At 69.4% G+C, this 23141-nt stretch carries 24 protein-coding genes; 12 read left to right on the forward strand and 12 right to left on the reverse strand.

All coding sequences use genetic code 11. From position 1 onward, the window contains the following. Positions 1-14 precede the first annotated feature (14 nt). Entirely contained in the window at positions 15-1028 is a 1014-nt protein-coding gene (locus tag ACH46_RS09290) for a GlxA family transcriptional regulator (protein ID WP_062392652.1), read from the forward strand. A gap of 26 nt (positions 1029-1054) precedes the next feature. On the opposite strand, the gene ACH46_RS09295 is transcribed toward ACH46_RS09290, so the two are convergent. After that, positions 1055-2485: an RNA polymerase sigma factor gene (locus tag ACH46_RS09295; protein WP_062392653.1), complete on the reverse strand. Its 1431-nt coding sequence runs from the start codon at positions 2483-2485 to the stop codon at positions 1055-1057. A 188-nt stretch (positions 2486-2673) separates the two neighbouring features. After that, positions 2674-3480, reverse strand: a complete 807-nt coding sequence (ppgK, locus tag ACH46_RS09300) for a polyphosphate--glucose phosphotransferase (RefSeq protein WP_062392654.1) — start codon at positions 3478-3480, stop codon at positions 2674-2676. Positions 3481-3551: 71 nt separating this feature from the next. Here ppgK and ACH46_RS09305 point away from each other — a divergent pair, with 71 nt between their 5' ends. Beyond that, a complete protein-coding gene (locus ACH46_RS09305; protein WP_062392655.1) occupies positions 3552-4433 on the forward strand; it encodes an inositol monophosphatase family protein in 882 nt (293 codons plus the stop codon). A gap of 23 nt (positions 4434-4456) precedes the next feature. Here the strand turns inward: ACH46_RS09305 and cei are convergent, their stop codons facing one another. Then, positions 4457-5137, reverse strand: coding sequence for an envelope integrity protein Cei (cei, locus tag ACH46_RS09310; protein WP_062392656.1), 681 nt, complete (start codon positions 5135-5137; stop codon positions 4457-4459). Between the two features lie 291 nt (positions 5138-5428). On the opposite strand from cei, the gene ACH46_RS09315 reads away from it, so the two are divergent. Continuing rightward, positions 5429-5728, forward strand: a complete 300-nt coding sequence (locus ACH46_RS09315; RefSeq protein WP_062392657.1) for a DUF4193 domain-containing protein — start codon at positions 5429-5431, stop codon at positions 5726-5728. A gap of 45 nt (positions 5729-5773) precedes the next feature. Here ACH46_RS09315 and ACH46_RS09320 read toward each other — a convergent pair whose 3' ends face one another. After that, complete coding sequence (locus ACH46_RS09320; RefSeq protein WP_062392658.1) at positions 5774-6301, reverse strand: DUF3093 domain-containing protein; 528 nt, start codon at positions 6299-6301, stop codon at positions 5774-5776. A 41-nt stretch (positions 6302-6342) separates the two neighbouring features. Here ACH46_RS09320 and dut point away from each other — a divergent pair, with 41 nt between their 5' ends. Beyond that, the gene (gene dut, locus ACH46_RS09325) at positions 6343-6822 is read left to right on the forward strand and encodes a dUTP diphosphatase (RefSeq protein WP_062392659.1); all 480 of its coding nucleotides are present in this window, start codon (positions 6343-6345) and stop codon (positions 6820-6822) included. Positions 6823-6837: 15 nt separating this feature from the next. Continuing rightward, entirely contained in the window at positions 6838-7716 is an 879-nt protein-coding gene (locus tag ACH46_RS09330; RefSeq protein WP_062392660.1) for a DUF3710 domain-containing protein, read from the forward strand. On the opposite strand, the gene ACH46_RS09335 is transcribed toward ACH46_RS09330, so the two are convergent. Further along, positions 7690-8403, reverse strand: a complete 714-nt coding sequence (locus tag ACH46_RS09335; RefSeq protein WP_062392661.1) for an alpha/beta hydrolase — start codon at positions 8401-8403, stop codon at positions 7690-7692. The genes ACH46_RS09330 and ACH46_RS09335 overlap by 27 nt on opposite strands. A gap of 71 nt (positions 8404-8474) precedes the next feature. Here ACH46_RS09335 and ACH46_RS09340 point away from each other — a divergent pair, with 71 nt between their 5' ends. Next, entirely contained in the window at positions 8475-8849 is a 375-nt protein-coding gene (locus tag ACH46_RS09340; protein ID WP_062392662.1) for an OB-fold nucleic acid binding domain-containing protein, read from the forward strand. Between the two features lie 15 nt (positions 8850-8864). Here ACH46_RS09340 and ACH46_RS09345 read toward each other — a convergent pair whose 3' ends face one another. The 4 genes from ACH46_RS09345 to ACH46_RS09360 all read right to left on the reverse strand — a co-directional run bounded on the left by ACH46_RS09345 (position 8865) and on the right by ACH46_RS09360 (position 12022). Continuing rightward, positions 8865-10028 carry a globin domain-containing protein gene (locus tag ACH46_RS09345; RefSeq protein WP_062392663.1) on the reverse strand — a complete coding sequence of 388 codons (1164 nt, stop codon included), beginning with the start codon at positions 10026-10028 and terminating at the stop codon, positions 8865-8867. A gap of 23 nt (positions 10029-10051) precedes the next feature. Then, entirely contained in the window at positions 10052-10564 is a 513-nt protein-coding gene (locus tag ACH46_RS09350; protein WP_062392664.1) for an RrF2 family transcriptional regulator, read from the reverse strand. A 130-nt stretch (positions 10565-10694) separates the two neighbouring features. Beyond that, positions 10695-11357 (reverse strand): potassium channel family protein, encoded by a 663-nt coding sequence (locus ACH46_RS09355; RefSeq protein ID WP_062395203.1) that lies wholly within the window; start codon positions 11355-11357, stop codon positions 10695-10697. A gap of 2 nt (positions 11358-11359) precedes the next feature. Further along, a complete protein-coding gene (locus tag ACH46_RS09360) occupies positions 11360-12022 on the reverse strand; it encodes a potassium channel family protein (RefSeq protein ID WP_062392665.1) in 663 nt (220 codons plus the stop codon). A gap of 79 nt (positions 12023-12101) precedes the next feature. Between ACH46_RS09360 and ACH46_RS09365 the strand changes: the two genes are divergently transcribed. The 3 genes from ACH46_RS09365 to dxs all read left to right on the forward strand — a co-directional run bounded on the left by ACH46_RS09365 (position 12102) and on the right by dxs (position 17481). Further along, positions 12102-14201 (forward strand): APC family permease, encoded by a 2100-nt coding sequence (locus ACH46_RS09365; protein WP_226995822.1) that lies wholly within the window; start codon positions 12102-12104, stop codon positions 14199-14201. Then, positions 14198-15484, forward strand: coding sequence for a class I SAM-dependent RNA methyltransferase (locus ACH46_RS09370; protein ID WP_062392666.1), 1287 nt, complete (start codon positions 14198-14200; stop codon positions 15482-15484). The genes ACH46_RS09365 and ACH46_RS09370 overlap by 4 nt, the downstream gene beginning before the upstream one ends. A 68-nt stretch (positions 15485-15552) precedes the next feature. Continuing rightward, on the forward strand, positions 15553-17481 hold the full coding sequence (dxs, locus tag ACH46_RS09375; protein ID WP_062392667.1) for a 1-deoxy-D-xylulose-5-phosphate synthase: 1929 nt from the start codon (positions 15553-15555) through the stop codon (positions 17479-17481). A gap of 44 nt (positions 17482-17525) precedes the next feature. Here dxs and ACH46_RS09380 read toward each other — a convergent pair whose 3' ends face one another. Continuing rightward, positions 17526-18740, reverse strand: coding sequence for an HRDC domain-containing protein (locus ACH46_RS09380; RefSeq protein WP_062392668.1), 1215 nt, complete (start codon positions 18738-18740; stop codon positions 17526-17528). Continuing rightward, positions 18737-19378, reverse strand: a complete 642-nt coding sequence (locus ACH46_RS09385; RefSeq protein ID WP_062392669.1) for a DUF3000 domain-containing protein — start codon at positions 19376-19378, stop codon at positions 18737-18739. The genes ACH46_RS09380 and ACH46_RS09385 overlap by 4 nt, the downstream gene beginning before the upstream one ends. 144 nt (positions 19379-19522) lie before the next feature. Between ACH46_RS09385 and hemE the strand changes: the two genes are divergently transcribed. From hemE to hemQ, 3 genes are read left to right on the forward strand one after another with little or no spacing between them, the layout of a single operon-like run. Further along, complete coding sequence (gene hemE / locus ACH46_RS09390; protein WP_062392670.1) at positions 19523-20551, forward strand: uroporphyrinogen decarboxylase; 1029 nt, start codon at positions 19523-19525, stop codon at positions 20549-20551. Beyond that, positions 20548-21942, forward strand: a complete 1395-nt coding sequence (hemG, locus tag ACH46_RS09395) for a protoporphyrinogen oxidase (RefSeq protein ID WP_062392671.1) — start codon at positions 20548-20550, stop codon at positions 21940-21942. The genes hemE and hemG overlap by 4 nt, the downstream gene beginning before the upstream one ends. A 38-nt stretch (positions 21943-21980) precedes the next feature. Next, a complete protein-coding gene (hemQ, locus tag ACH46_RS09400) occupies positions 21981-22676 on the forward strand; it encodes a hydrogen peroxide-dependent heme synthase (protein WP_062392672.1) in 696 nt (231 codons plus the stop codon). A 9-nt stretch (positions 22677-22685) separates the two neighbouring features. On the opposite strand, the gene msrB is transcribed toward hemQ, so the two are convergent. Further along, positions 22686-23138: a peptide-methionine (R)-S-oxide reductase MsrB gene (gene msrB, locus ACH46_RS09405; protein ID WP_062392673.1), complete on the reverse strand. Its 453-nt coding sequence runs from the start codon at positions 23136-23138 to the stop codon at positions 22686-22688. Between the last annotated feature and the right edge of the window lie 3 nt (positions 23139-23141).

Genomic DNA, 23141 nt, shown 5'->3' on the forward strand with positions numbered 1-23141 from the left:
GCGAAGGAGAACTGATGGCGCGCAACGGCTCAGCGCAGGATCGCGGCTCCGGCGCCGTCGTCCCTCGGACTGTCGGTGAGATCGGCCTCGTGCAGTACCGCGACTGCCAGGAGTCGGCGATCCACGGTCTCGCCGACATCTTCCGCGTGGCGTCCGACTATGCCTCAGCGATCGAGAACCCGGCCTCGATCCGCGTCAGCACCTGGAGCATCGCCGACGCGGCCTCGGGCCCCGCGGTGGTCTGCACCTCTGACACACAGCCGGAGAGCGAGCACCGGATCGATCACGTGATCCTGCCGCCGAGTCTGCGCGTCCCCGAGCTCATGGAAGCGGATGAGCGGCTCAGCGCCTGGATCCGCGACCAGCGAGCCGGGGGCACCGTGCCGTGCGCCGTCTGTGCCGGCGTCTTCGTCCTGGCCGAGACGGGCCTGCTGGACGGCAGATCGGCGACGACGCACTGGGCATTCGCCGACGAACTCGCCGCGAAGTTCCCCGCGATCTCCGTGGACGCCGACCGCATGGTGATCGACGACGTGGACATCGTCACCGCCGCGGGCATCCTCGCGTGGGTGGACCTGGGCCTGACGCTGGTGGAACGGTATCTGGGACCCGCCATCATGCTTCGGACCGCGCGGTTCATCCTTGCCGACCCTCCGCGTCGAACACAGGCGACGTACCGAGAGTTCAACCCGAACCTCCGCCACGGCGACACCGAGGTGCTCGTCGCGCAGCACCACGTCCACACCCACTACGCGGAACCGATGCCGCTCAACCGGCTCGCCGAGCTCGCCGGAATCGCTCCCAGGACCCTGCAGCGTCGATTCAAGAGCGCGACGACGATGGCACCGACCGAATACATTCAGGCGGTGCGCCTGGCGAAGGCACGCGAAGAACTCGAACTGACCACGCGATCCGTGGAGCAGATCGCCCGTGGCGTCGGCTACGAGGACGTGTCGACGTTCCGGCGGATCTTCAAGCGGACGACGAACCTCACACCCGGGCAGTATCGGGAGAAGTTCGGCGTCTGACGAAGGACCTGGTCCGAACCTCGTTCCTAGTCCAGGTAGTCGCGGAGCACCTGGGAGCGGCTCGGGTGGCGGAGCTTGCTCATCGTCTTCGACTCGATCTGCCGGATGCGCTCGCGCGTCACGCCGTAGACCTGACCGATCTCGTCCAGGGTGCGCGGCTGCCCGTCGGTGAGGCCGAAGCGCAGGCGCACGACGCCCGCCTCACGCTCGGAGAGCGTGTCGAGCACGTCCTGCAGCTGATCCTGCAGCAGCGTGAAGCTGACGGCGTCGACGGCCACGACGGCCTCGGAGTCCTCGATGAAGTCGCCGAGCTGGCTGTCGCCCTCGTCGCCGATGGTCTGGTCCAGGGAGATCGGCTCACGGGCGTACTGCTGGATCTCCAGTACCTTCTCCGGCGTGATGTCCATCTCCTTGGCGAGCTCTTCCGGAGTCGGCTCGCGGCCGAGGTCCTGGAGCAGTTCGCGCTGGATGCGGCCGAGCTTGTTGATGACCTCCACCATGTGCACCGGGATGCGGATGGTGCGAGCCTGGTCGGCCATCGCGCGGGTGATGGCCTGGCGGATCCACCACGTGGCGTAGGTCGAGAACTTGTAGCCCTTGGTGTAGTCGAACTTCTCGACGGCGCGGATCAGACCCAGGTTGCCCTCCTGGATCAGATCGAGGAACGCCATGCCGCGGCCGGTGTAGCGCTTGGCCAGCGAGACGACCAGTCGGAGGTTCGCTTCGAGGAGGTGGTTCTTGGCGCGGTTGCCGTCGCGGGAGATCCACGACAGATCGCGACGCTGAGCGACCGACAGCTTCTCGCCGGACTCCATCACGCGACGCAGGCGCTCAGTGGCGAACAGGCCGGCCTCGATGCGCTTGGCGAGCTCGACCTCCTCCTCGGCATTCAGGAGGGCGACCTTACCGATCTGCTTGAGGTAGGCGCGGACCGAGTCGGCCGAGGCCGTGAGCTCGGCGTCCTTGCGGGCCTGCCGGAGCGCCTCGGACTCCTCTTCGTCCCAGACGAAGTCGGGCTTGCTCTCGGCGTCCTTCTTCTTGGTGGTGCGCGTCGACTTGGTGGCCTTGCGTGCGGTCTTCTTGGCCGCAGGCTTCACATCGTCGTCATCATCGTCATCGTCTTCGATGACCAGATCCTCGTCGGCGAGATCGATCTGCGAATCGTCGACGTCGTCGAGGCCCTCGCCCTGCTCGTTCTCGTCGACGTCGACCGACGGATCGGCGGCCTTGGTTCCCGCACGCTTGGCCGCGGTCTTCTTCGCTGCCGTCTTCTTGGCCGCGGTCTTCTTCGCAGCGGTCTTCTTGGCTGCCGTCTTCTTGGCCGCGGTCTTCTTCGCTGCAGCCTTCTTAGCGGGTGCCTTCTTGGCCGGCGCCTTCTTGGCGGGGGCCTTCTTGGCTGCTACCGGCTCATCTCCGGTGGCTTCAACTGCTGCGTCGGTGGACTTGGTGGTTGCCACTTACAACCTTTCGACAGAATCACGGGCGGCACGGCGAGGCACGTCCCGAGGGGACGCGTCGGCGTGGGCGAAGGGGCTTGAGGGCTTCGGTGCGGGGACCGATAGGCACCATTGTAACGACAAGGTTGCCGAGAACACATGCACCTACCGCTTCTCGACGCGCAGAAGTGCCCCGAATCCAGCGGAAATCAGAACGACAGGCCCTCGTCGACCGCGATCGCCGCCCCCACGATTCCGGCGGTGTTGCGCAGTTTCGCGGCGACGACCGGCGTCTCGTTGGTCAAGAGCGGGATCCACTGATCGCCCTTGCGGCTGATGCCGCCGCCGACGATGAAGAGTGCGGGGGAGAAGATCGCCTCGTAGTGCGTCAGCACCTTCGAGACCTTCTTGGTCCACTTGGCAAGCGACCAGCCCTTGTCCTCCCGGACTTTCGCGGACGCCTGATGTTCGGCCTCCTTGCCGTCGACCTCCAGGTGGCCGAACTCCGTGTTCGGCACCAGGGTGCCGTTGTAGATCAGGGCCGAACCGATCCCGGTGCCGAAGGTGAGCAGGATGACGGTGCCCTCGGTGATCTCCGCGCCGCCGCCGAACCGCTGCTCGGCGATGCCTGCCGCGTCGGCGTCGTTCAGCACCGACACCCGGCGGCCGCCGAGACGCTCGCTGAACAACGTGTTCAGGTCGGTTCCCTTCCACGTGCCGTCGATGTTCGCTGCCGACCGCATGACGCCGTCGCGCACCACGCCGGGGACGGTGAGACCGACGGGACCGGTCCACCCGAAGTGGTCGACGATCTGGGCGGCGGTGTCGGCGACCGCGGCGGGTGTCGCCGGCTGCGGGGTGGGGATCCGGTGACGATCACCGACGAACTCGCCGGTGCGGAGGTCGACGATCGCGCCCTTGACTCCGGAACCGCCGATGTCGATGCCGAAGCCGAGATGTGATGAAGGACTGGGGGAATGGTCGGAGGCCAACACAGTGACCTGTGCGTTGGGCATCGGTCCGCCTTTCTCGGCAGGTGGAAGCGCTGACGACGATCCGGGGTGGACGGTCACACTAGACTCTAGGCGTGAGGTCTCCCGGATATTCTGTTGTGCCCACCGAACTCGCCGACATCGCCCGTCGCGTCGCCGAACGCGCCGCCGAGCACGTTCGCGGTCGACGCGGTGAACTGTTCGCCCCCACCGGCACCCGTGCGGTCGACGACGCGGTCTCGGCCAAATCGACGCCGACCGACCCGGTGACGGTCGCGGACACCGAGACCGAGGCCCTGGTCCGCGAACTGCTGCGTCAGGAGCGCCCGGACGACGAGATCCTCGGGGAGGAGGCCGGCGGCTCGGTCGCGGTGCCGAACGGGGTGCGCTGGGTGGTGGACCCGATCGACGGGACCGTCAACTTCCTGTACGGCATCCCCGCCTATGCGGTGTCCGTCGCCGCCCAGGTGGACGGCCGCTCGGTGGCCGGCGCGGTGGTCGACGTCGCGCGCGGGGTCACGTACTGGGCGGCGGTCGGCGAGGGCGCGTGGGCGGCGGGACTCGGTGCCGCGGACGCCGACCCCGTGCGGTTGTCGTGCAATCCGATCACCGATGTCGGTCTCGCGCTCGTCGCCACCGGCTTCGCGTACTCCCGCGAGCGTCGCGTCCGACAGGGCGCACTGATCGGTCGGCTGCTGCCGGAGGTCCGCGACATCCGGCGCGTCGGCGCCGCCGCCATCGACCTGTGCATGGTGGCCTCGGGCGCGGTGGACGCGCACGTGGAGCACGGGCTGAGCCCGTGGGACTGGGCGGCCGGCGGACTGATCGCGGCCGAGGCCGGTGCGCGCGTGGTCCTGCCCCCGGCCGACTCCCGGTCGGCGGACGGACACGCCACCATCGCGGCGGCTCCGGGCATCGCCGACCAGTTCATCGCGACGCTGGACCGGATCGGCGCCTGCGCGGCCCTGCCGGACTAGGCGGTAACGCGACCGATGCCCGGCTAGCAGGGCTGGTTGTGCACGGACTCGATCAGGGACCGGTCGATCGCGGTCTTCGGGTTCTTCGGGTCCACCGAGCGGAGTGCTTCGAGCGCGGCCTGCGTGTCCTGGCTCGGGCGGGTGCTGGTGTGGTACTCGCCGAGGACCAGGTCGACGTCGGTGCCCTTGCGGCCGTCGTTGACCAGCTGGGCGCAGGGAGCGGCGAGCCAGACGGCGGCCGCGGCGGCCTGCCCGGCCTGACCGAACCGGATCTGGGCGACGCAGTGCAGGTTGCGGTCGGTGTAGATCGTGTCGTCACCGTAGGCGGGTTCGCCGGGGACGAATCCCTCGGTCACCAGGTCGTCGCTGACGCTGCGGGCCGACCCGCGCTCGGCGGCGGCGTTCAACACGGAGACCCGGAAGGTCGTCAGGCCCGCGGGGGCCACGCTCAGCATGTCGGTCTCGCTGACCGGCTTCAGTTCGACGGGAGCCGGTGCACCGGGTTTCGCCGACGGCGATGCGACGGGCATGTTGCAGTCGGTCGGGCGGGCTTCGTCACCGCCGCCGGTCAGGACCACGGTCCAGGTGGTGATGGCGGCGACGGCCAAGACCGCGACGACGATCAGTGCGGGCACCATCCGGCGACGCCGGAACGGGCGGCCCTTCACATCGGTCGTGTAGCCGGTGGCGATCTTCGAGACCACGACGCGCAAGCACCTTCTTCCGGTTTCGGGAGTCTGAACCACGGGATCGGAACCACTGTAAACGTCGATCGACGACTGCGCCGGTAAGGTGCGCGGCGCGCCGACATAAGTCGAGTTCGGTGCCTCTGACCGGCGCAATCACGGTGGGGTTGACTTCTGGTATCGGTCCACCTAGAATTCGGGCGCCCAACATCATCACTTGGTGATGCGAGGGGTTGGAGACCTCCACCACAAGTGTGTTCTCCCATAGCAATCCGCAACGACACCTACAGAACCCAGGTTAGGCACATTATGGCAACCGATTACGACGCTCCGCGTCGCAGCAACGATGACGACATCGCCCCGGATTCGCTGGAGGAGCTGAAGGCTCGTCGCAATGAAGCGAAAGCCGCTGCGGTCGACGTCGACGAGGGCGATACCGCTGAATCGTTCGAGCTGCCGGGTGCGGATCTGTCGGGCGAAGAGCTCTCGGTCCGTGTGGTTCCGAAGCAGGACGACGAGTTCACGTGCTCGAGCTGCTTCCTCGTCTACCACCGCAATCGCCTGGCCGAACAGCACGGCAACCAGATGATCTGCGTCGACTGCGCTTAGGCCCGGTGTTCGCTGAGACTAGCCCTAAGGACGCCGCGCCGAGCCTCAGCTCTGCGCGGCGTTCTTCGTCTCCGCGTCACGGCCTGCGTCGCCCAGACCGAGGGCGGCGAGCACCTGTTCGGGGTGCCGAGTGGACAGCAGCCAGTACGGCGTCGGATCGTCGGGGTCGTCGAGGACCACCAGGACCATGGTCTTGACCCATGCGCGGTGGATGACATACGCCGCCGGGTCGAGCTGCCTGCCCATGGCCGCGCTGCGCTGACTGGCGGCGATGACGGCACCGCGCGAGATGACGTCCGCGGGGAGGGTGGCCTTGCCGGCGTGGAGATCGCCGTCGGCGTCGACGCGCAGGGGAGTGCGGCCCATCGAGTAGAGCAGCCACCCCAGGAGGAGTGCGAGAACCGGGTAGGCGCCGTAACTCCAGGTCTGACGGTAGGCGGCCAGGTTGACCTCGTAGCCGAGGAGTCCGACGACGACCAGGGAGGCGATCCACCACCACCACGGGACGGTGAGACGTTCATGGAAGCGGTCCGGTCGCGACGAGGACGAGGGCTGCGGGGCTGCTTGAGTCACGTCCTCAGCCTAGTGCGGACGCGGCCTAGTAGTCTGCGGGGGTGACCTCGCCTGTGACGCCTGATACGTATCCGCCGCTGCGGATTCGACGTTTGGATCCCGACCTGCCGCTCCCGGTGCGCGCGCACCCGGACGATGCCGGAATCGACCTGTACGCGGCCATCGATCTGGTCCTGGCCCCCGGCAGACGCCAGGTGGTCGGCACCGGAATCGCCATCGCGCTGCCGGTCGGCACCGTCGGCCTCATCCATCCGCGGTCCGGCCTCGCGGCGCGAGCGGGTCTGTCGATCGTCAACACACCCGGCACCATCGACGCCGGCTACCGCGGCGAGATCAAGATCTGTCTGATCAACCTGGATCCCGAGGCGCCGATCACCATCGCCCGCGGTGACCGGATCGCGCAGCTGCTGGTGCAGCGCGTGGAATTGTCACCGGTGGTGGAGGTGGACGAACTCGACGACACCGAGCGCGGCGCCGGCGGCTACGGGTCCAGCGGCGGCCATGCGAGCCTGAACTCTTAAAGGGGGACCACAGAGATGACTGCAGAGAAGTATTCGATCGGCGACAACGCCGGACCGTACGACATCGCCGATCTGGCGACGCCGCCCGCCGAACTCGCCAACTCGCACCTCGACCTCGGTTCCGTGCTGATGCCGGTCGTGGAGGGCGGACAGGTGACCGTCGAGATGTCGGCGACGCACGAGCCCGAGGCCGTCTACCTGGTGACACCGGTCGGCCGGATCGGCATGCACGCGTTCGCGGCTCCGCGGACCGGTGGCCAGTGGCGCGAGGTGGTTCGGGAACTGGCCGAGTCGCTCCGTGCGGACGGCGCGCAGACCTCCATCGAGGACGGCCACTGGGGGCGCGAGATCATCGCCCGGGTCCCCGGCGGCAGCCACCGCTTCATCGGCGTCGACGGACCCCGCTGGATGATCCGCTGCGTCGCCAGCGGCCCCGACGAGTCGGAGACGCAGTTGGCGCAGTTGGCGCGGGCCGTGCTGGCCGAGACCGTGGTGCGACGCGGCACCGAGCCGTTCCCGCCGCGGGACCTGCTGCCGATCGTGCTGCCGCAGGTGCTCGCCGAGCAGGTGTTGGCCGCCCAGCAGCAGATGGCGGCCGACACCGCCGCCGAGGCCGGGGTGGATGCCGAGACCGGTGCCTTCCCGTCCCAGCCGCTGTCGGAGGCTCCCGGCGCGGCCGCGGCGGACGAACCAGCGACCCCCGAGGACGTGATCCCGGGCGGTGCCGTCGCGCAGAGCGCGTCGGCCACCATCTACACCGATGACGTCGAACCGGAACCTGTTCCCGACGCCGAGGTCGAGCCGCACGTCGACGGCGCGCCGCAGGTGGAGGAGGAGAAGCCGGCCCCGTCGAAGGGATCGGCGATGTCACGCTTCCGCAGGCGTCGCCGCTGAGGCCTCGCGCCACGCGGTCAGGCAGGCCCCGCCGAGCAGGTGCTCGGCGGGGCCGAACTCGGTGAGCGGGACCTCGCGCAGGGCTCCGCGCGGAACGGCGGCGACCCACTCGCGGCCGACGTCGATCGGGTGCAGCGGATCGTCGGGTGCCGCGGCCACTCCGAGCGGAACCCGGAGTCCGGCGATGGCGTCGAGGGTCGGTGCCGTGTATGTCGAGGCAGTCCGCAACTGCGCCAGCAGTCCGTGATCGGCGAGCGAGCGCCACGAGCGGGACAGTTCCGCCGCCAACCACGGCGGACTGCTCGCGGTCATCTGTGCGATGGTCGGTTCCAGCCCGTCGCGCTCGACGGCGTCGGCGGTGATCCGGGCGGACAGGGCGGCCAGCGAGTCGCCCACCGGACCGCTCCACGGGGGGAGCGCGGCGAAGACGCCCGCGCACCGCGACGCGTACGCGGACCGCAGGGCCCAGTCCACGGCGATGGCCGCGCCGATCGAGACCCCGCCCACGAGGATCTCGTCCGCCTCGGCGGCGACGGCGTCGAGCCTGGTCCAGTAGCCGCTGACCAGGTCGGCGGTCGGCTCCAAGGCCACCAGCCGGGCGCCGTGTTCGGCGGCCGCAGGCCCGAAGGCGCGGGCCACGAAGTCGGCGTCGGAGCCTGTGCCGGGCATCACCACGAGGACGGTCATCCCTCGATCATGCCCCGGTAGTATGGTGGGCTTGCAAGTGAGTTCCTATAGCGATGCCCCGGAGGATTGGGATGGCTGACTCGGGTCTGCTCAAACGGCTCGGACGGATGCTGACCGAAGATCTCGATGAGATCGAAGACGATCGGATCCAACGGGAATGTCGTGCGCCCGGCGCACAACGTGCGGTCGACTGCGTCCGCGGTGACGAGGCGACGATGGTCGGCGAACTGCGCTCGGTTCAGACCTGTTCCCGCAGCACCAAGGCGGGCGTCTCCGCGGAGTTCTTCGACGGCACCGACACCGTCGTCCTGAAATGGATGGGACGCAATCGCATCCCGGGCATCGAGCCGGGCCGCCGGGTCACGGTCCGCGGCCGCGTCGCCGAAGTCGACGGCGCGAAGCTCATGTACAACCCGTACTACGAACTCCACGCCGCCGACGAGTGACCGCTGCCGGTCCCGCTACTTAGCGAGGACGCCGAACGTCTCGTAGTGGATGCGATCCTCGGGGACGTTCTTGTCGAGCAGCGCGCTGCGGATGGCGCCCAGGAATCCGGATGGTCCGCAGAGCAGCGCGACGGTGTCGGGAGCGATCTCCACCTGATCGATGTTCATCAACCCGATGTGGGTGGCGTCGTCGGTGGCCAGACCGCGCTCGTACCACTGCACCAGTTCCGCCGACGGCAGCTGGTCGACCAGGTCGGCCAGGTCACCGCGGTGCGGTTGACGGCTGCGCGAGCGATCGGCGTGCAGCACCGTGACCGGGCGGGTGTCACCCGTCGAGACCAGGTGGTTCAGCAGGCCGATGACCGGGGTGCAGCCGATGCCCGCCGAGGCGAGCAGCAGCGGGTCGTCGCCCTCGGGGAGCGTCAGGTCGCCGAACGGGGTGCTGACGCGGATCACGTCGCCCTCGAAGACGTTCTCGTGCAGGTGACTGGACACCTCGCCGTCGAGCTTCACGCTGATGTGCCATTCGGGATCCGCGGTGGAACCGGTGAGGCTGTACTGGCGGATCTGGTGGGCGCCGTCCTCCATCTCGGCCTGGATCGAGATGTACTGCCCCGGAACGAAGGCGCCGAGCGGTGCGCCGTCGACTCCGGTGAGGGTGAACGACACGGCATCCGGGGAGACCAGGGTCCGGGCGCTGACGCGGGCCTGCTGCCAGACGTCGCCGACATCGACGCCGGCGTCGGCGTACAGCTCGGCTTCGCGGTTGATCAGCACGTCGGCCATCTCCCAGTACAGTTCGTCCCAGGCGGCGGCGACCTCCGGGGTCACCGCCTCGCCGAGCACGTCGACGATCGCCGCGAACAGGTGCTCGTGCACGATCGGGTACTGGTCGGGGACGATGCCGAGCGAGGCGTGCTTGTGCGCGATCCGGTCGATGATGAAGCGCAACTGCTTCGGGTCGGCCTCCAACTGGAGTCGAGCGAACGCGGCGATCGCGCCCGCGAGCACCTGCGGCTGTCCGCCGGAGACCTGATTGGTCCGGTTGAACATGTCGCGGAGGAGTTCGGGCCGGGCGGTGAACATCCGGTCGTAGAACTTGGGTGTGATCTCCGGCAGCGCGCCTTCGACGACGGGAAGGGTGGCTGCGAGCACCTTCTTGGTGTCGGACGAGATCATCGACTTCTCCTCACTACTTCGTTTCACTGCTGATCATTACGGCCGCCGAAGGCGCACGACTGCGTCCGGCGGGGGATTGCGAGGTCGTCGTCTGCGGCGACCGGTGGGCCGGGCAGCAGCGTCAGGAGCTGCGCGCCCGTCGGATCGGCGATCAGGTCTTCGACCGTCAGCCGATCGAGGCTGGTGTAGAAGGCGTCCTGGGCGGCTGCCAGGGCGGTGCGCAGTCGGCACGCCGCACGCAGGGGGCACGGGGTGGCGCCCTCGCATTCGACGATCTCGTCGTCGCCCTCGAGGTGGCGGGCCAGCCAGCCGACACCGGCTTGCGGGCCCAGCTCGGTGATGACGAGGCCGCCGGAACGCCCGCGGCGGGAGTTGACCACACCGAGTTCGGCGAGCCTGCTGACGACCTTCGCCACGTGGGTGTAGCTCAGGTGGAGGTCGTCGGCGAGCTGCCGCGAGGTGTGGGTGTTCTCCGGGTCGGCCGCGAGTGCCATGACGATGCGGAGGCCGATGTCGGTGAACCGTGTCAACTGCATGAAACGATCACAGCATAATTGGAACTATGGATTCCAATTAATGTGTCAGACCTCTCATGACCTGCGAAAACAGGGAAATTCGCCTGACGGAACGGGACAAAAGTCCCTGTTCTACTACTGGATGTAGTAGTTAAATGGGCGCCTTGATCGTCTGGTGCAATTCGTCCTCGGACTCCTCCGGGGCGATGAAGACGAGCTCGTCTCCGCCCTCGAGCGGGTCGTCGGATTGGGGGACGATCACGCGGCGGCCGCGGATGATCGCGACGAGTGCCACGTCGCGCGGCAGCTTCAGCCGTCGGACGGCCTTGCCCGCAAGGGGAGTGTCGTCCGGGAGGGTCAGTTCGACGAGGTTCGCCTGGCCCTGACGGAAGGTCATCAGACGGACCAGGTCGCCGACCGTCACCGCCTCCTCGACGAGTGAGGCGAGCATGCGGGGCGTCGACACCGCGACGTCGATGCCCCAGTCCTCGTTGAACAGCCATTCGTTGCGGGGGTCGTTGACGCGCGCCACGACGCGGCTGACGGCGAACTCGGTGGTGGCGAGCAGGCTGACGACCAGGTTGGCCTTGTCGTCACCGGTCGCCGCGATCATCACGTCGAAGGTCTGCAGGCCGGCGGCCTCCAGATCGGACAGCTCGCAGGCGTCCGCGTGCACCCAGTTGGCGCCGGGGACGGCGACCGGGTCGATGTGCGTCCGGTTCTTCTCGAACAGGGTCACGTCGTGCTCGTTGACGAGGAGTTCACGGGCGATGGCCCGACCGACGGCGCCTGCTCCGGCGATGGCGACTTTCACGATCACTCCCGAGGCATCTCGGCGCCGGCGATGGCGCGCGCGTGGGCGGCATTGTTCCCCAGGACGGCGACGTACAGGACGTCCTCATCCTGGATCACCGTTCGTTGATCCGGGAGCACGATCTGGCCCATCCGGGACAGGAAGGCGACGCGGGCGCCGGTCAGCTCCTGGAAGTGTGCGGCGTCGGATCCGATCCACGACTCGTGGAACTCGATGACGGCCATCACCAGTTCGCCCGACGGGTCGTGCCACACCGGGGTGCTCGACGTCTCGCCGAGCGCCGCGACGAACCGCTGCGTGGTCCAGGGGACGGTGGCGACGGTCGGGATGCCGAGGCGCTCGAAGACGGCGGCGCGCTTGGCGTCGTAGATGCGGGCGACGACGCGATCGACGTCGAACGTCTCGCGGGCCACGCGCGCGGCGATGATGTTGGAGTTGTCGCCGGACGAGACCGCCGCGAAGGCGTCGCAGTCTCTGATCCCGGCCTCGCTGAGGACGTCGCGGTCGAAGCCGACGCCGGTGACGGTCCGGCCGACGAACTCGTCGCCGAGCCGCCGGAAGGCCGTCTCGTCGCGGTCGATCACGACCACGTCGTGACCGAGGTTCGACATGGCCCTCGCCAGTGCAGACCCGACTCGGCCGCAACCCATGATGATGACGCGCACGGTGTTCGACGTTACTGCAGGACGGGCAGTAATCGCACCCCGGTGGTGGGGCGGGGGTCTGTGGTCTTAGTGTTGCTGAGTGTCCACGATGTCGAAGGTGTCGGTCGCGACCAAGAGGCTCCTGCTCGGAAGGCCCTTCCGCAGTGATCGCCTCGGTCATACGCTCCTGCCGAAACGAATCGCGCTCCCGGTGTTCGCCTCCGACGCGATGTCGTCGGTCGCCTACGCGCCCCAGGAGATCTTCCTGGTGCTCTCCATCGCCGGCATCAGCGCCTACACCCTCGCACCCTGGGTCGCCGTGGCCGTCGCCGTGGTCATGGTGGTGGTGGTCGCGAGCTATCGGCAGAACGTCCACGCGTACCCGTCCGGCGGCGGCGACTACGAGGTCGCGACCGTCAACCTCGGCTCCAACGCCGGTCTCACGGTCGCGTCGGCCCTGCTCGTCGACTACGTCCTGACCGTCGCGGTGTCGGTGACCTCGGCCGCGGAGAACATCGGCTCCGCGATCCCGCTGGTGCACTCCAACAAGGTGTGGTTCTGCGTCATCGGCATCGCGCTCCTGGCGGCGGTGAACCTGCGCGGCATCAAGGAGTCCGGTGCCGTCCTGGCGCTGCCGACCTATGCGTTCATCGTCGGCGTCCTGCTCATGCTGGGCTGGGGAGCGGTGCAGATCTTCGTGCTCGGCGACTCGGTCGAGGCCGAGACCTCCGGGTACGGCATCGTCGCCGAGCATCCCGACATGATGGGGCTGGCGATGGCCTTCCTCGTCGCGCGATCGTTCTCGTCCGGCTGTGCGGCCCTGACCGGTGTGGAGGCCATCAGCAACGGCGTGCCGGCGTTCCGGAAGCCGAAGTCGCGCAACGCGGCGACGACCCTGCTCCTGCTCGGCTCGTTCTCGATCGCGCTCCTGCTCGGCATCGTGATGCTGGCGCAGAAGATCGGCGCCAAGTACGTGATGAACCCGGTGCAGGATCTGACCGGGCTGCCCGACGGGTACCAGCAGAAGTCGATCCTGGCGCAGCTGGCGGAGGCCGTCTTCCGCGGCTTCCCGCCCGGATTCTACTTCATCGCCGTCGTCACCGCCCTCATCCTGTTGCTCGCCGCCAACACCGCGTTCAACGGCTTCCCGGTGCTGGGCTCGGTCCTGGCGCAGGACCGCTACCTGCCGCGCCAGCTCCACACCCGCGGCGACCGCCTGGCCTTCTCCAACGGCATCGTCTTCCTCGCCCTGGCCGCGAGCGCCTTCGTCATCGCCTTCGGCGCCGAGGTCACCTCGCTGATCCAGCTGTACATCGTCGGCGTGTTCGTCTCCTTCACCCTCAGCCAGACGGGCATGGTCCGGCACTGGACCCGGCACCTGAAGACCGAGACCGACCCCGACGCGCGGAACCGCATGCAGCGCTCTCGCGTCATCAACGCCATCGGCATGGTGATGACCGGCACGGTCCTGATCGTCGTGCTGATCACCAAGTTCACCGCCGGCGCGTGGATGGCGATCCTCGCGATGGTCGGCCTGTTCATCATCATGAAGCTGATCCACCGGCACTACACCGCCATCGAGCAGGAGTTGGAGCTCGACGACGCCGACCTCGACGACGAGGTGCTGCCGAGCCGCAGCCACGCCGTCGTCCTCGTGTCGACGCTGCACCTGCCGACCCGCCGCGCCGTGCGCTACGCCCGGGCCACCCGCCCCGACGACCTCGAGGCCATCACCGTCAACGTCGACGACCGCGACACCCGGATCCTGGTGAGCGAATGGGAGGAGAGCGACATCACGGTGCCGCTCAAGGTCCTCGCCTCGCCGTACCGGGAGATCACCCGGCCCATCATCAACTACGTGCGACGGCTCCGCCGCGAGTCGCCGCGCGACGTCATCACCGTCTTCATCCCCGAGTACGTGGTCGGCCACTGGTGGGAGCAGATCCTGCACAACCAGTCCGCGTTCCGACTCAAGACGCGGCTGCTCTTCGAGCCCGGTGTCATGGTGACATCGGTCCCGTGGCAGCTGAACTCGTCGGAGAGCCGGGCGCGCCGCGCCGAGCTCAAGTACAACGCCCCCGGCACGCTGCGCCGCGGGTTCACCGCCGCGGCGGCGGCGCAGGCGGCGAAGGACCGGCAGGCGGCGCAGAAGAAGAACAACCAGAACAGTCCGCAGCAGAAGGGCGACGACGCGCGATGACCGGAACCGATGGCCTCGTGGAACTCGAGGTGACCGGCTATGCCAACGGCGGCGCGGGGATCGCTCGATCGGGTGGGCGCGTCGTCTTCGTCGACGGCGCGCTGCCCGGTGAGACGGTGCTCGCCGCCATCACCGACGACAAGCATGCGGCGTATGCCCGGGCGTATGCCGAGAAGATCGTCGTCGCGTCGGAGCATCGGGTGGAGTCGGCGTGTCCGGCGGCCGCCGCGGGCGCGGGCTGCTGCGACCTCAGCCATGTGACCGGTGAGCACGCGCGGGAGCTCGGCGCCTCGGCCCTCGCGGACGTGCTGCGTCGGATCGGCGGGTTCTCGCTCGACGAGCTGCCGGCACCCGCTGTCGAGGCTCTGGCACCGGAGTCGACCGGATGGCGCATCCGGACCCGCCTCGCCGTGGGTCGGGACGGTCGTGCCGGACTCCGCGGTCGACGGTCCTCGACGATCATCACCGAGCCGTGCGCGGCACCGGTCGCGGGCCTCCTCGACGACGTCGATGCGCTCGGCGCGAAGCCGGGCACCGAGCTCGTGCTCATGTCGGGAGCGGACGGCGACCGCCACGCGGGGGAGCTGGAGGTCCTCGCGACCGGCGGAGGACGCAGCGGGAACCAGCGCGGCGGTCGTCGCCGCAACGCCCAGCGGTCCCGGGGTGCGCGCAGCGGCCCGCGCGCGCTCCGCAATCTGGAGGGCGACGACCTCGTCACCCATCGGGTCGGCGACCGGTCGTGGGAGGTGCCGGTCACGGGATTCTGGCAGGCGCACCGCAACGCGCCGAAGACCTATGTGGACGCCGCGGTCACCATGCTGGCGGGTGTCGGCGTCACCGGACGGGTGCACGCCTGGGACCTCTACGGCGGCGCAGGCGTGTTCACCGCGTCGATCCTCGATCGCGGACCCGCCCACGGCTTCGAGGTGACCGGCGTCGATCTCGTCGACACCGATCCGGGCGCCCTCGCGGCCGCCGAGGTGACCCTGGCCGACGACGCGGTCCGCATCCATCGCGGAGCCGTCGCCTCCACGCTGCCCGGACTGGAGCACGCGCAGATCGTCGTGAGCGACCCGCCGCGGTCGGGTTCCGGTCTGGCCGTCGTGGACGCGATCGCCGCCGCAGGCCCCGACGCGGTGGTCCACGTCGGGTGCGACGCGGCGTCGTTCGCACGTGATCTCGGTCGCTTCGCCGCGAGCGGATACCGTGTCCGAGCTTGGCGGGCGTTCGACGCCTTCCCGATGACACACCACATCGAGGCCATCGCCGTGCTCACTCGCTGAGCGGGAGTCCGTAGACTGGACACATTGCGCGGTCGCTCGGGCCGCAGCCGTGTGAAGGAGGACGACGGATGGGTGTTCTGGATCGAGTGGACTCACCGGCGGACGTACGCGCCTGCTCGCAGGAGGAGCTGGCCGAACTCGCGGACGACATCCGGGGATTCCTGATCCAGAAGGTCGCCGCGACCGGCGGCCACCTCGGCCCCAACCTCGGCGTCGTCGAACTGACCCTCGCCCTGCATCGGGTCTTCGACTCGCCGACCGATCCCATCCTGTTCGACACCGGCCACCAGTGCTACGTCCACAAGATCGTCACCGGCCGCAAGGACCGCTTCGACACCCTCCGTCAGGAGAACGGGCTGTCCGGCTACCAGGACCGCGGCGAGAGCCCGCACGACTGGATCGAGTCGTCCCACGCGTCGGCGGCCCTCTCCAACGCGGACGGTCTCAGCAAGGCCTTCGAGATCCGCGGCGAGGATCGGACCGTGGTCGCGGTGGTCGGCGACGGCGCCCTCACCGGCGGCATGTGCTGGGAGGCCCTCAACAACATCGCCGACGGCGACCGTCCGGTCGTCATCGTCGTCAATGACAACGGACGGTCGTACGCGCCGACCATCGGCGGCCTCGCGCGCAATCTGTCCGCGCTGCGCCTGCAGCCGGGCTACGAACGCTTCCTCGAGTCCGGCCGCCGCACCCTCAAGAGCATGCCCATCGTCGGCGACGCCGCCTACGCCGTCCTGCACGGCATGAAGAGCGGCGTCAAGGACCTCGTCTCCCCGCAAGCCATGTTCGCCGACCTCGGCATCAAGTACGTCGGCCCCGTGGACGGTCACGACCTCGTCGAGATGGAGGGCGCCCTGCGTCGCGCGAAGGCCTTCGGCGGTCCGGTGATCGTGCACGCGGTCACCCACAAGGGCCACGGCTACGCGCCTGCGGAGAACGACATCGCCGAGCAGATGCACGCCACGGGCAAGATCGATCCCGCCACCGGCAAGGCCCTCGCCGAGTCGCCCGAGGATTGGACCTCCGTGTTCTCCGCCGCCCTCGTGGAGGAGGGACGTCGCCGTCCCGAGGTGGTTGCGATCACGGCTGCCATGCCCGGACCGACCGGCCTCGCGCCGTTCGGTGAGAAGTACCCGAAGCGGATGTTCGACGTCGGCATCGCCGAGCAGCACGGCATGGCGTCGGCCGCCGGCCTGGCGCTGGGCGGCATGCACCCCGTGCTCGCCATCTACTCCACGTTCCTCAACCGGGCCTTCGACCAGCTCCTGATGGACGTGGCGCTGCTGAAGCTGCCGGTCACCCTGGTCCTCGACCGCTCGGGCATCACCGGTCCCGACGGCCCCAGCCACAACGGCATGTGGGATCTGTCGCTGCTGAACATCGTCCCCGGCATGCGGGTGGCCGCCCCGCGCGATGCGCTCCGCATCCGCGAGGAGTTGAGCGAGGCGCTCGACGTGGCCGACGGCCCCAGCGCGGTCCGGTTCGGCAAGGGCAGCGTGCCGCAGGACATCGCGGCCGTGCGACGGCTCGACGACGGCGTCGACGTCCTCGTCGAGAACGAGGAGTCGATGGGCGGCGTGCTCATCGTCGCCGTCGGATCGATGGCTCAGGTCGGCATCGACACCGCCGCACTCCTGCGCGGTCACGGCGTCGGCGCGACCGTCGTCGACCCGCGGTGGGTGCTGCCCGTGCCCGACTCGATCGTCGACCTGGCTCGTGCGCACTCCGCGGTCGTGACGATCGAGGATAACGGTGTCGCCGGCGGCGTCGGCAGCGCCGTCGAGTATGCGCTCGAGCAGGCCGACGTCGACGTCCCCGTGCACCGCCACGGGGTGCCGCAGGACTTCATCGCGCACGCCTCGCGCGACGCGATCCTCACCGAGTGCGGTCTCACACCGCAGGCCATCGCCGACGCGATCGTCGGCGGGCCGTCGCGGGTCTCGCTCGTCGGCCCCGAGGAACCGGTGGAACTGGACCTGTCTGAGGTATCGAGCTAGAGGGGTATCGAGCTAGAGGGGTTTCGAGCTAGAGGGGTTTCGAGCTAGAGGGCCGCGTCGATGGGCGCGGCAGTCAGTTCGCGCTGCCACGGTCGGGCACCGTGCTCGGACAGCCAGCCGTCGACGGTCTGACCGTCGGCGAGGCCGTCCCAGCAGAGGTTCCGCACCAGATCGGGGGCGAGGAGGTTCTCCTGCGGCAGGCCGATCTCCTCGGCGAGGTCGTGCACGACGGGCCGCACGGCGGCGGCGCGGGCGGCGGCCTCCGGGTTGCGCTGCTCCCACCGGTTGTACGCGGGCGGACCCACGTGCGGCGCCTTCTTCGGCGGCAGGTCGGAGTCGGGGAGGTCTTGAGCGCGGGCGATCGCGCGCATCCACTTGTCGGCCTGGCGCCGTTGACGGGGGCCGCCGAACACCGGCAGCTTCGTCAGGGCGTGCGTGTCCGACGGATTGGCGGTCGCGGCGGTCACGATCGCCGAGTCGGGCAGAACGCGACCCGGCGCGATGTCCCGGCGCTGCGCGATCTCCTCCCGTGCCGTCCACAGTTCCCGGACCACCGCGAGCTGGCGGGCCGTGCGGAGGTTGTGGATCTGCGAGGTGCGGCGCCAACGGTCGACGCGCGGTGCGGCTGGCGGTCGTGCCAGGACTGCATCGAACTCCTGTGACGCCCACTCGTCGCGGCCGCGGTCACTCAGTTCCGCGGCCATCGCGTCGCGGAGCTCGACGAGGACTTCGACGTCGAGTGCCGCGTAGTTCAACCAGTCGGCGGGCAGGGGCCGACGCGACCAGTCGGCGGCGCCGTGCCCCTTCGCCAGACCCAGATGCAGGAACTCGGCGACCATGGCCGCCAGGTTGACCTTCGGATAGTTGAGGAGCCGACCGGCGAGCTCGGTGTCGAAGAGCGACGCCGCGCGGAACCCGAGTTCGCGGAGGCAGGGGAGATCCTGATCGGCGGCGTGCAGGATCCACTCGGGCCCGTCGAGCGCGTCGATGACCGGTGCGAGAGCCTCCGGGTGCTCGATCGGATCGATGAGGAAACTGCCCGAACCGGTGCGTTTGATCTGCACCAGGTAGGCGCGCTGCGAATAGCGGTAGCCGCTGGCGCGCTCGGTGTCGAGCGCGACCGGCCCGGTTCCGGAGGCCAGCAGGGCGGCGGCCTCGGCGAACTCGGCGGGGCTGGTGAGGACCGGAGGGACGCCGTCGCGAGGCGTCGCGAGCGGAACCGTCTCGGGCGCCCGGGTGTCGTCCGGCGACTCCGTCACGAGGGCTGAACCGAACCGAGCGAGGTGACGCCGGCGGGCGGCAGACCGGCCGCCGAAGCCAGGACCTCGCAGAAGGCCTCCAGGTGAGCGCTCAGATCCGAGCTGGTCGCCGTCCACGACGCACGCAATTCGAGTTGGTGTGCCTGGGGCGGTCCCGCGATGTCGCCGTAGCGGACCGACGTGGTCGCCGTGACGGTTCCGCCGAGCGCGAGGACGGCGGGGACGTCGCTGCCCAGCGGCGGCTGCGACTCGGTGGCTCCGTCCGGAACGCCGAGCGCTTCGGCCAGCCAGGTCCACGCGACCTGCGGCAGCAGGGGATCGGAGGCCAGGGCGGCCTCGACCTCGGCCTGGATGAACGCGACGAGGCGGAACGTGCCGTTCCAGGCCTCGTGTCCCGCCGGGTCGTACAGCAGGACGAGGCGCCCGAAGGCACTGCCCGCCGAGTCGACGGCGACGAGCGCCGGATCATCGATCTCGGGCGGACTCACCTCGACGCCGAGGGCGTAACTGTACGGCGCCAGTCTTTGCGGGGGACGGATCGAACCGATCTCGATCTCGCGGCGCACGACGGCGTCGTGAAGCGAGGCCACCGCGTCGCGGAATTCGGCCGGCTCGCTCGGAGCTCCAGATGTGGTCACGGCGCCAGATTAAGCCGCGAAATCACTCGGATGGCGGAGGCGCGCCGCAATTCGGCCGGCCCTGCGCCGGATGGCTTATACCCTCTCCAAAGTGGCACAGTTGTGGGCATGACTTCGATTCGAGGCCGACGTTCGCCGTCCCGGATGCCATTGATCGCCGCCGCCACCGGCGCCACCCCGTCACGCCGTCCCGTCTGGTTCATGCGACAGGCCGGCCGATCCCTGCCCGAGTACCGAGAGATCCGTGCCGGACGCGGGATGCTCGAGTCCTGCTTCGAGGCCGAGCTGGTCGCCGAGATCACCATGCAGCCGGTCCGCAGGCACGACACCGACGCGGCGATCCTGTTCTCCGACATCGTCGTTCCGCTGCGCGCGGCGGGTATCGACCTCGACATCGTCGCCGGTACCGGCCCGGTGATCGCCTCGCCGATTCGCACGGCCGCCGACGTCGCGGGAATGCCGCGACTGGACCCCTCCTCGGTCGGCGCGGTCACGTCGGCCATCGGCATGATCATCGACGAACTGCCGGACGAGAAGGCGCTGATCGGTTTCGCCGGCGCCCCGTTCACCCTGGCGTCCTACCTGATCGAGGGTGGACCGAGTCGGACCTACGAGCGCACCAAGGCGATGATGCTCGCCGAGCCCGACCTGTGGCACTCGTTCATGGGGCGGATCGCCGACATCACCATCGCGTTCCTGCGCGCCCAGCTCGACGCAGGCGTCGACGCGCTGCAGCTGTTCGACTCGTGGGCCGGTGCGCTCTCGAAGGCGCAGTACGACGAGTACGTGGCACCGCACTCGGCGCGCGTGATGGCCGAGGTCGCCGAATACGGAGTGCCGCGCATCCACTTCGGAGTCGGCACCGGTGAACTGCTGAACTCCATGACCGACGTCGGGGTCGAGGTGATCGGCGTCGACTGGCGGATCCCGCTCGACGAGGCCGCGGACCGCGTCGGCCACCGCGTCGCGATCCAGGGCAACCTGGATCCGACCGTCCTCCTCGCGGGCGACGACGCCGTCCTGGAACGCGAGATCGACAAGGTGGTCGCCGCCGGGGAGCGGGCGATCGCCGCCGGAACGCCGGGGCACATCTTCAACCTCGGGCACGGCGTCATGCCGAACACCGACGCGGGCGCGGTGACCCGGGCCGTCGAACTGATCCACGCGCTGTGAGCGCCGTCGACGCACCGCGGATCGCCGTCGTCGGCGCCGGAGTCTCCGGGCTCACGGCCGCGTTCCGGTTGCGTCGACGACTGGGAGTCGACGCGGTGATCGACGTCTACGACGCCGCCGAGCAGCCGGGTGGCCTCCTGTGCACGCGCACCGTCGGCGGAGCCGCCGTCGACGTGGGCGCCGAGGCCTTCATCGTCCGCAGGCCCGAGGCTCGCGACCTGGTCGCTGAGCTCGGCTTGGCCGACCGCGTCGTCGCGCCGGGCGGGATGCGACCGGCGATCTGGGCCGACGGCGGACTCCACCCGCTGCCGAGTCCGGCGATGATGGGCATCCCGCGCGGGCCCGAGCCCATGGTCGGTCTCGCCTCCGACGACGACCTACAGCGGATGGCGGCCGAGCCGGACCGGCCGCTGACCTGGTCGCCGGACGACGATCCGTCGGTCGGCGACCTCGTGGCCGACCGCTTCGGCCCGTCCGTGGTGGCACGCGGCGTGGATCCGATGCTGGGCGGCGTCTACTCGGCGCTCTCGAGCAGTCTCGGCCTGCGCGAGGCCATCCCGGCGCTCGCCCGTGCCTTCGACGATGGCGCCCCATCGCTGACGGCCGCGGTCGGCCGCGTGCTCGACGCCGGCGCGGTCGCCACCGGACCGGTCTTCGGCGCGCTGCGTGGCGGCTACCGCGAACTCGTCGATGCGCTCGTCGCCGCCGGGGGAGCGAACCTCCATCTGGGGACGCCCGTCATCGACCTGGAGGGCGGCCCTGGTCGCTACACGCTGCTACTCGACTCCTCGGTGGGTCCGAAGCCTGTCGACTACGACGCGGTGATCCTCGCGGTGCCGATCTGGATGGCCGCACGGCTGCTCGGCACGGTCGCGCCCGAGGCCGCGGCCGTGTTCGAGACCGTGGAACCGGCCGGATCAGCCGTCGTCGCCGTCGCCGTCCCCGCGTCCACCCCGTTGCCCGAGCACTCCGGCGTCCTCGTCGCCACCGACGCCGACCTGCACCTCAAGGCGATCACCCTCAGCAGCCAGAAGTGGCCGCACCTGCGCGATGGCGACGTCCACACGCTCCGGACCTCCTTCGGGCGGCTCGGCGATTCGGTGACGGCGTCGGACGACGAGCTTGTCACGCTGGCGAGCGAGGATCTGGCCACCGTCTTCGCGGCCGCCGGGGTCCCGGCGCCGGTGGTGGAGGATGCGGTGGTGCAGCGCTGGCCGGGTGGGATCCCGCACTACGGGCCGGGGCACCTGGCCCGTGTCCGGGCTGCGCTGGCCCTGCTTCCGGCGGGCGTCGGGGTCGCCGGATCCGGGTACAACGGGGTCGGAGTGCCCGCCTGCATCGGGACTGCCGGCGCAGCAGTGGGAAAGGTCACCGCGACCCTCACCACCTGACGGTCCGTCGGGTACGCGGCGGTGGCACGATGGGGGTTATGAGTCGTCTCGATTACGCCCAGTTGAATGCCACAGTTCGCTACCTGATGTTCTCGGTCTTCAAGGTCCGCGCGGGTCAGCTTCCCGAGAACCGCGACGAGGTCGCCGCCGACCTGGAGCGCTTCCTCGGTGAGGTGGAGGCCAAGGGCGTCGTCGTCCGCGGCATCTACGACGTCGCAGGCCTCCGCGCCGACGCTGACTTCATGTTCTGGTGGCACGCCGAGACCATCGAGCAGCTGCAGGACGCGTTCTCGTCGTTCCAGCGGACCACCATCCTCGGCCGCGTCTCCGACCCGTTCTGGAGCAGCGCCGCCCTGCACCGGCCGGCCGAGTTCAACAAGAGCCACGTCCCGGCGTTCATCGCCGGCGAGGACCCGGGCGCCTACGTCTGCGTGTACCCGTTCGTCCGCTCGTACGACTGGTACCTGCTGCCCGACGAGGACCGCCGCAAGATGCTCGCCGACCACGGCATGCTGGCGCGTCCGTACAAGGACGTCCGGGCCAACACCGTTCCGGCGTTCGCGCTCGGCGACTACGAGTGGATCCTCGCCTTCGAGGGCCCCGAGCTGGACCGGATCGTCGACCTGATGCGCGACCTGCGCGCCACCGAGGCACGACTGCACGTCCGCCACGAGATCCCGTTCTTCACCGGACCGCGGGTGGAGCCGGCGAAGCTGGCGAACGCGCTGCCGTGACGGCGGCCGCTACTGCTGCGGTTCGCCCTCGAATCGAAGGCTGATCGAGTTGATGCAGTAGCGCAGATCGGTGGGGGTGTCGTACCCCTCACCGGCGAAGACATGACCGAGGTGGCTCTGGCAGTTGGCGCAGAGCACCTCGGTCCTTCGCATTCCGAGGGAGTCGTCGACGCGTTCGATCACGTTGTCGCCGGCGAGCGGGGAGAAGAACGACGGCCACCCGCAATGCGAGTGGAACTTGGTCGTGCTGCGGAACAGCTCGGCGCCGCACGCGCGGCAACGGTAGACGCCCTCGGCCGTCGAATCGGTGTACTCACCGGTGAACGGCCGCTCGGTGCCCGCCTTGCGCAGCACCTGGAACTCCTGCGGCGTGAGGCGCTCGCGCCACTGCTCGTCGGTGAGGTCGCTGAGATCCGACGGATCCTCGACTGGCTGGGACTCGACTGGCTGGGATTCGGTCATACC

This window comes from Gordonia phthalatica (genome assembly GCF_001305675.1).
GTDB classification, from domain to species: Bacteria; Actinomycetota; Actinomycetes; order Mycobacteriales; family Mycobacteriaceae; genus Gordonia; species Gordonia phthalatica.

Excerpts from the sequence above, each read along its gene's own strand:
- ACH46_RS09290 (WP_062392652.1), top strand. The coding sequence starts at position 15 with ATGGCGCGCAACGGCTCAGCGCAGGATCGCGGCTCCGGCGCCGTCGTC.
- ppgK (WP_062392654.1), bottom strand. The coding sequence starts at position 3,480 with ATGCCCAACGCACAGGTCACTGTGTTGGCCTCCGACCATTCCCCCAGT.
- ACH46_RS09315 (WP_062392657.1), top strand. The coding sequence starts at position 5,429 with ATGGCAACCGATTACGACGCTCCGCGTCGCAGCAACGATGACGACATC.
- ACH46_RS09330 (WP_062392660.1), top strand. The coding sequence starts at position 6,838 with ATGACTGCAGAGAAGTATTCGATCGGCGACAACGCCGGACCGTACGAC.
- ACH46_RS09335 (WP_062392661.1), bottom strand. The coding sequence starts at position 8,403 with ATGACCGTCCTCGTGGTGATGCCCGGCACAGGCTCCGACGCCGACTTC.
- ACH46_RS09340 (WP_062392662.1), top strand. The coding sequence starts at position 8,475 with ATGGCTGACTCGGGTCTGCTCAAACGGCTCGGACGGATGCTGACCGAA.
- ACH46_RS09345 (WP_062392663.1), bottom strand. The coding sequence starts at position 10,028 with ATGATCTCGTCCGACACCAAGAAGGTGCTCGCAGCCACCCTTCCCGTC.
- ACH46_RS09350 (WP_062392664.1), bottom strand. The coding sequence starts at position 10,564 with ATGCAGTTGACACGGTTCACCGACATCGGCCTCCGCATCGTCATGGCA.
- ACH46_RS09370 (WP_062392666.1), top strand. The coding sequence starts at position 14,198 with ATGACCGGAACCGATGGCCTCGTGGAACTCGAGGTGACCGGCTATGCC.
- dxs (WP_062392667.1), top strand. The coding sequence starts at position 15,553 with ATGGGTGTTCTGGATCGAGTGGACTCACCGGCGGACGTACGCGCCTGC.
- hemE (WP_062392670.1), top strand. The coding sequence starts at position 19,523 with ATGCCATTGATCGCCGCCGCCACCGGCGCCACCCCGTCACGCCGTCCC.
- hemQ (WP_062392672.1), top strand. The coding sequence starts at position 21,981 with ATGAGTCGTCTCGATTACGCCCAGTTGAATGCCACAGTTCGCTACCTG.
- msrB (WP_062392673.1), bottom strand. The coding sequence starts at position 23,138 with ATGACCGAATCCCAGCCAGTCGAGTCCCAGCCAGTCGAGGATCCGTCG.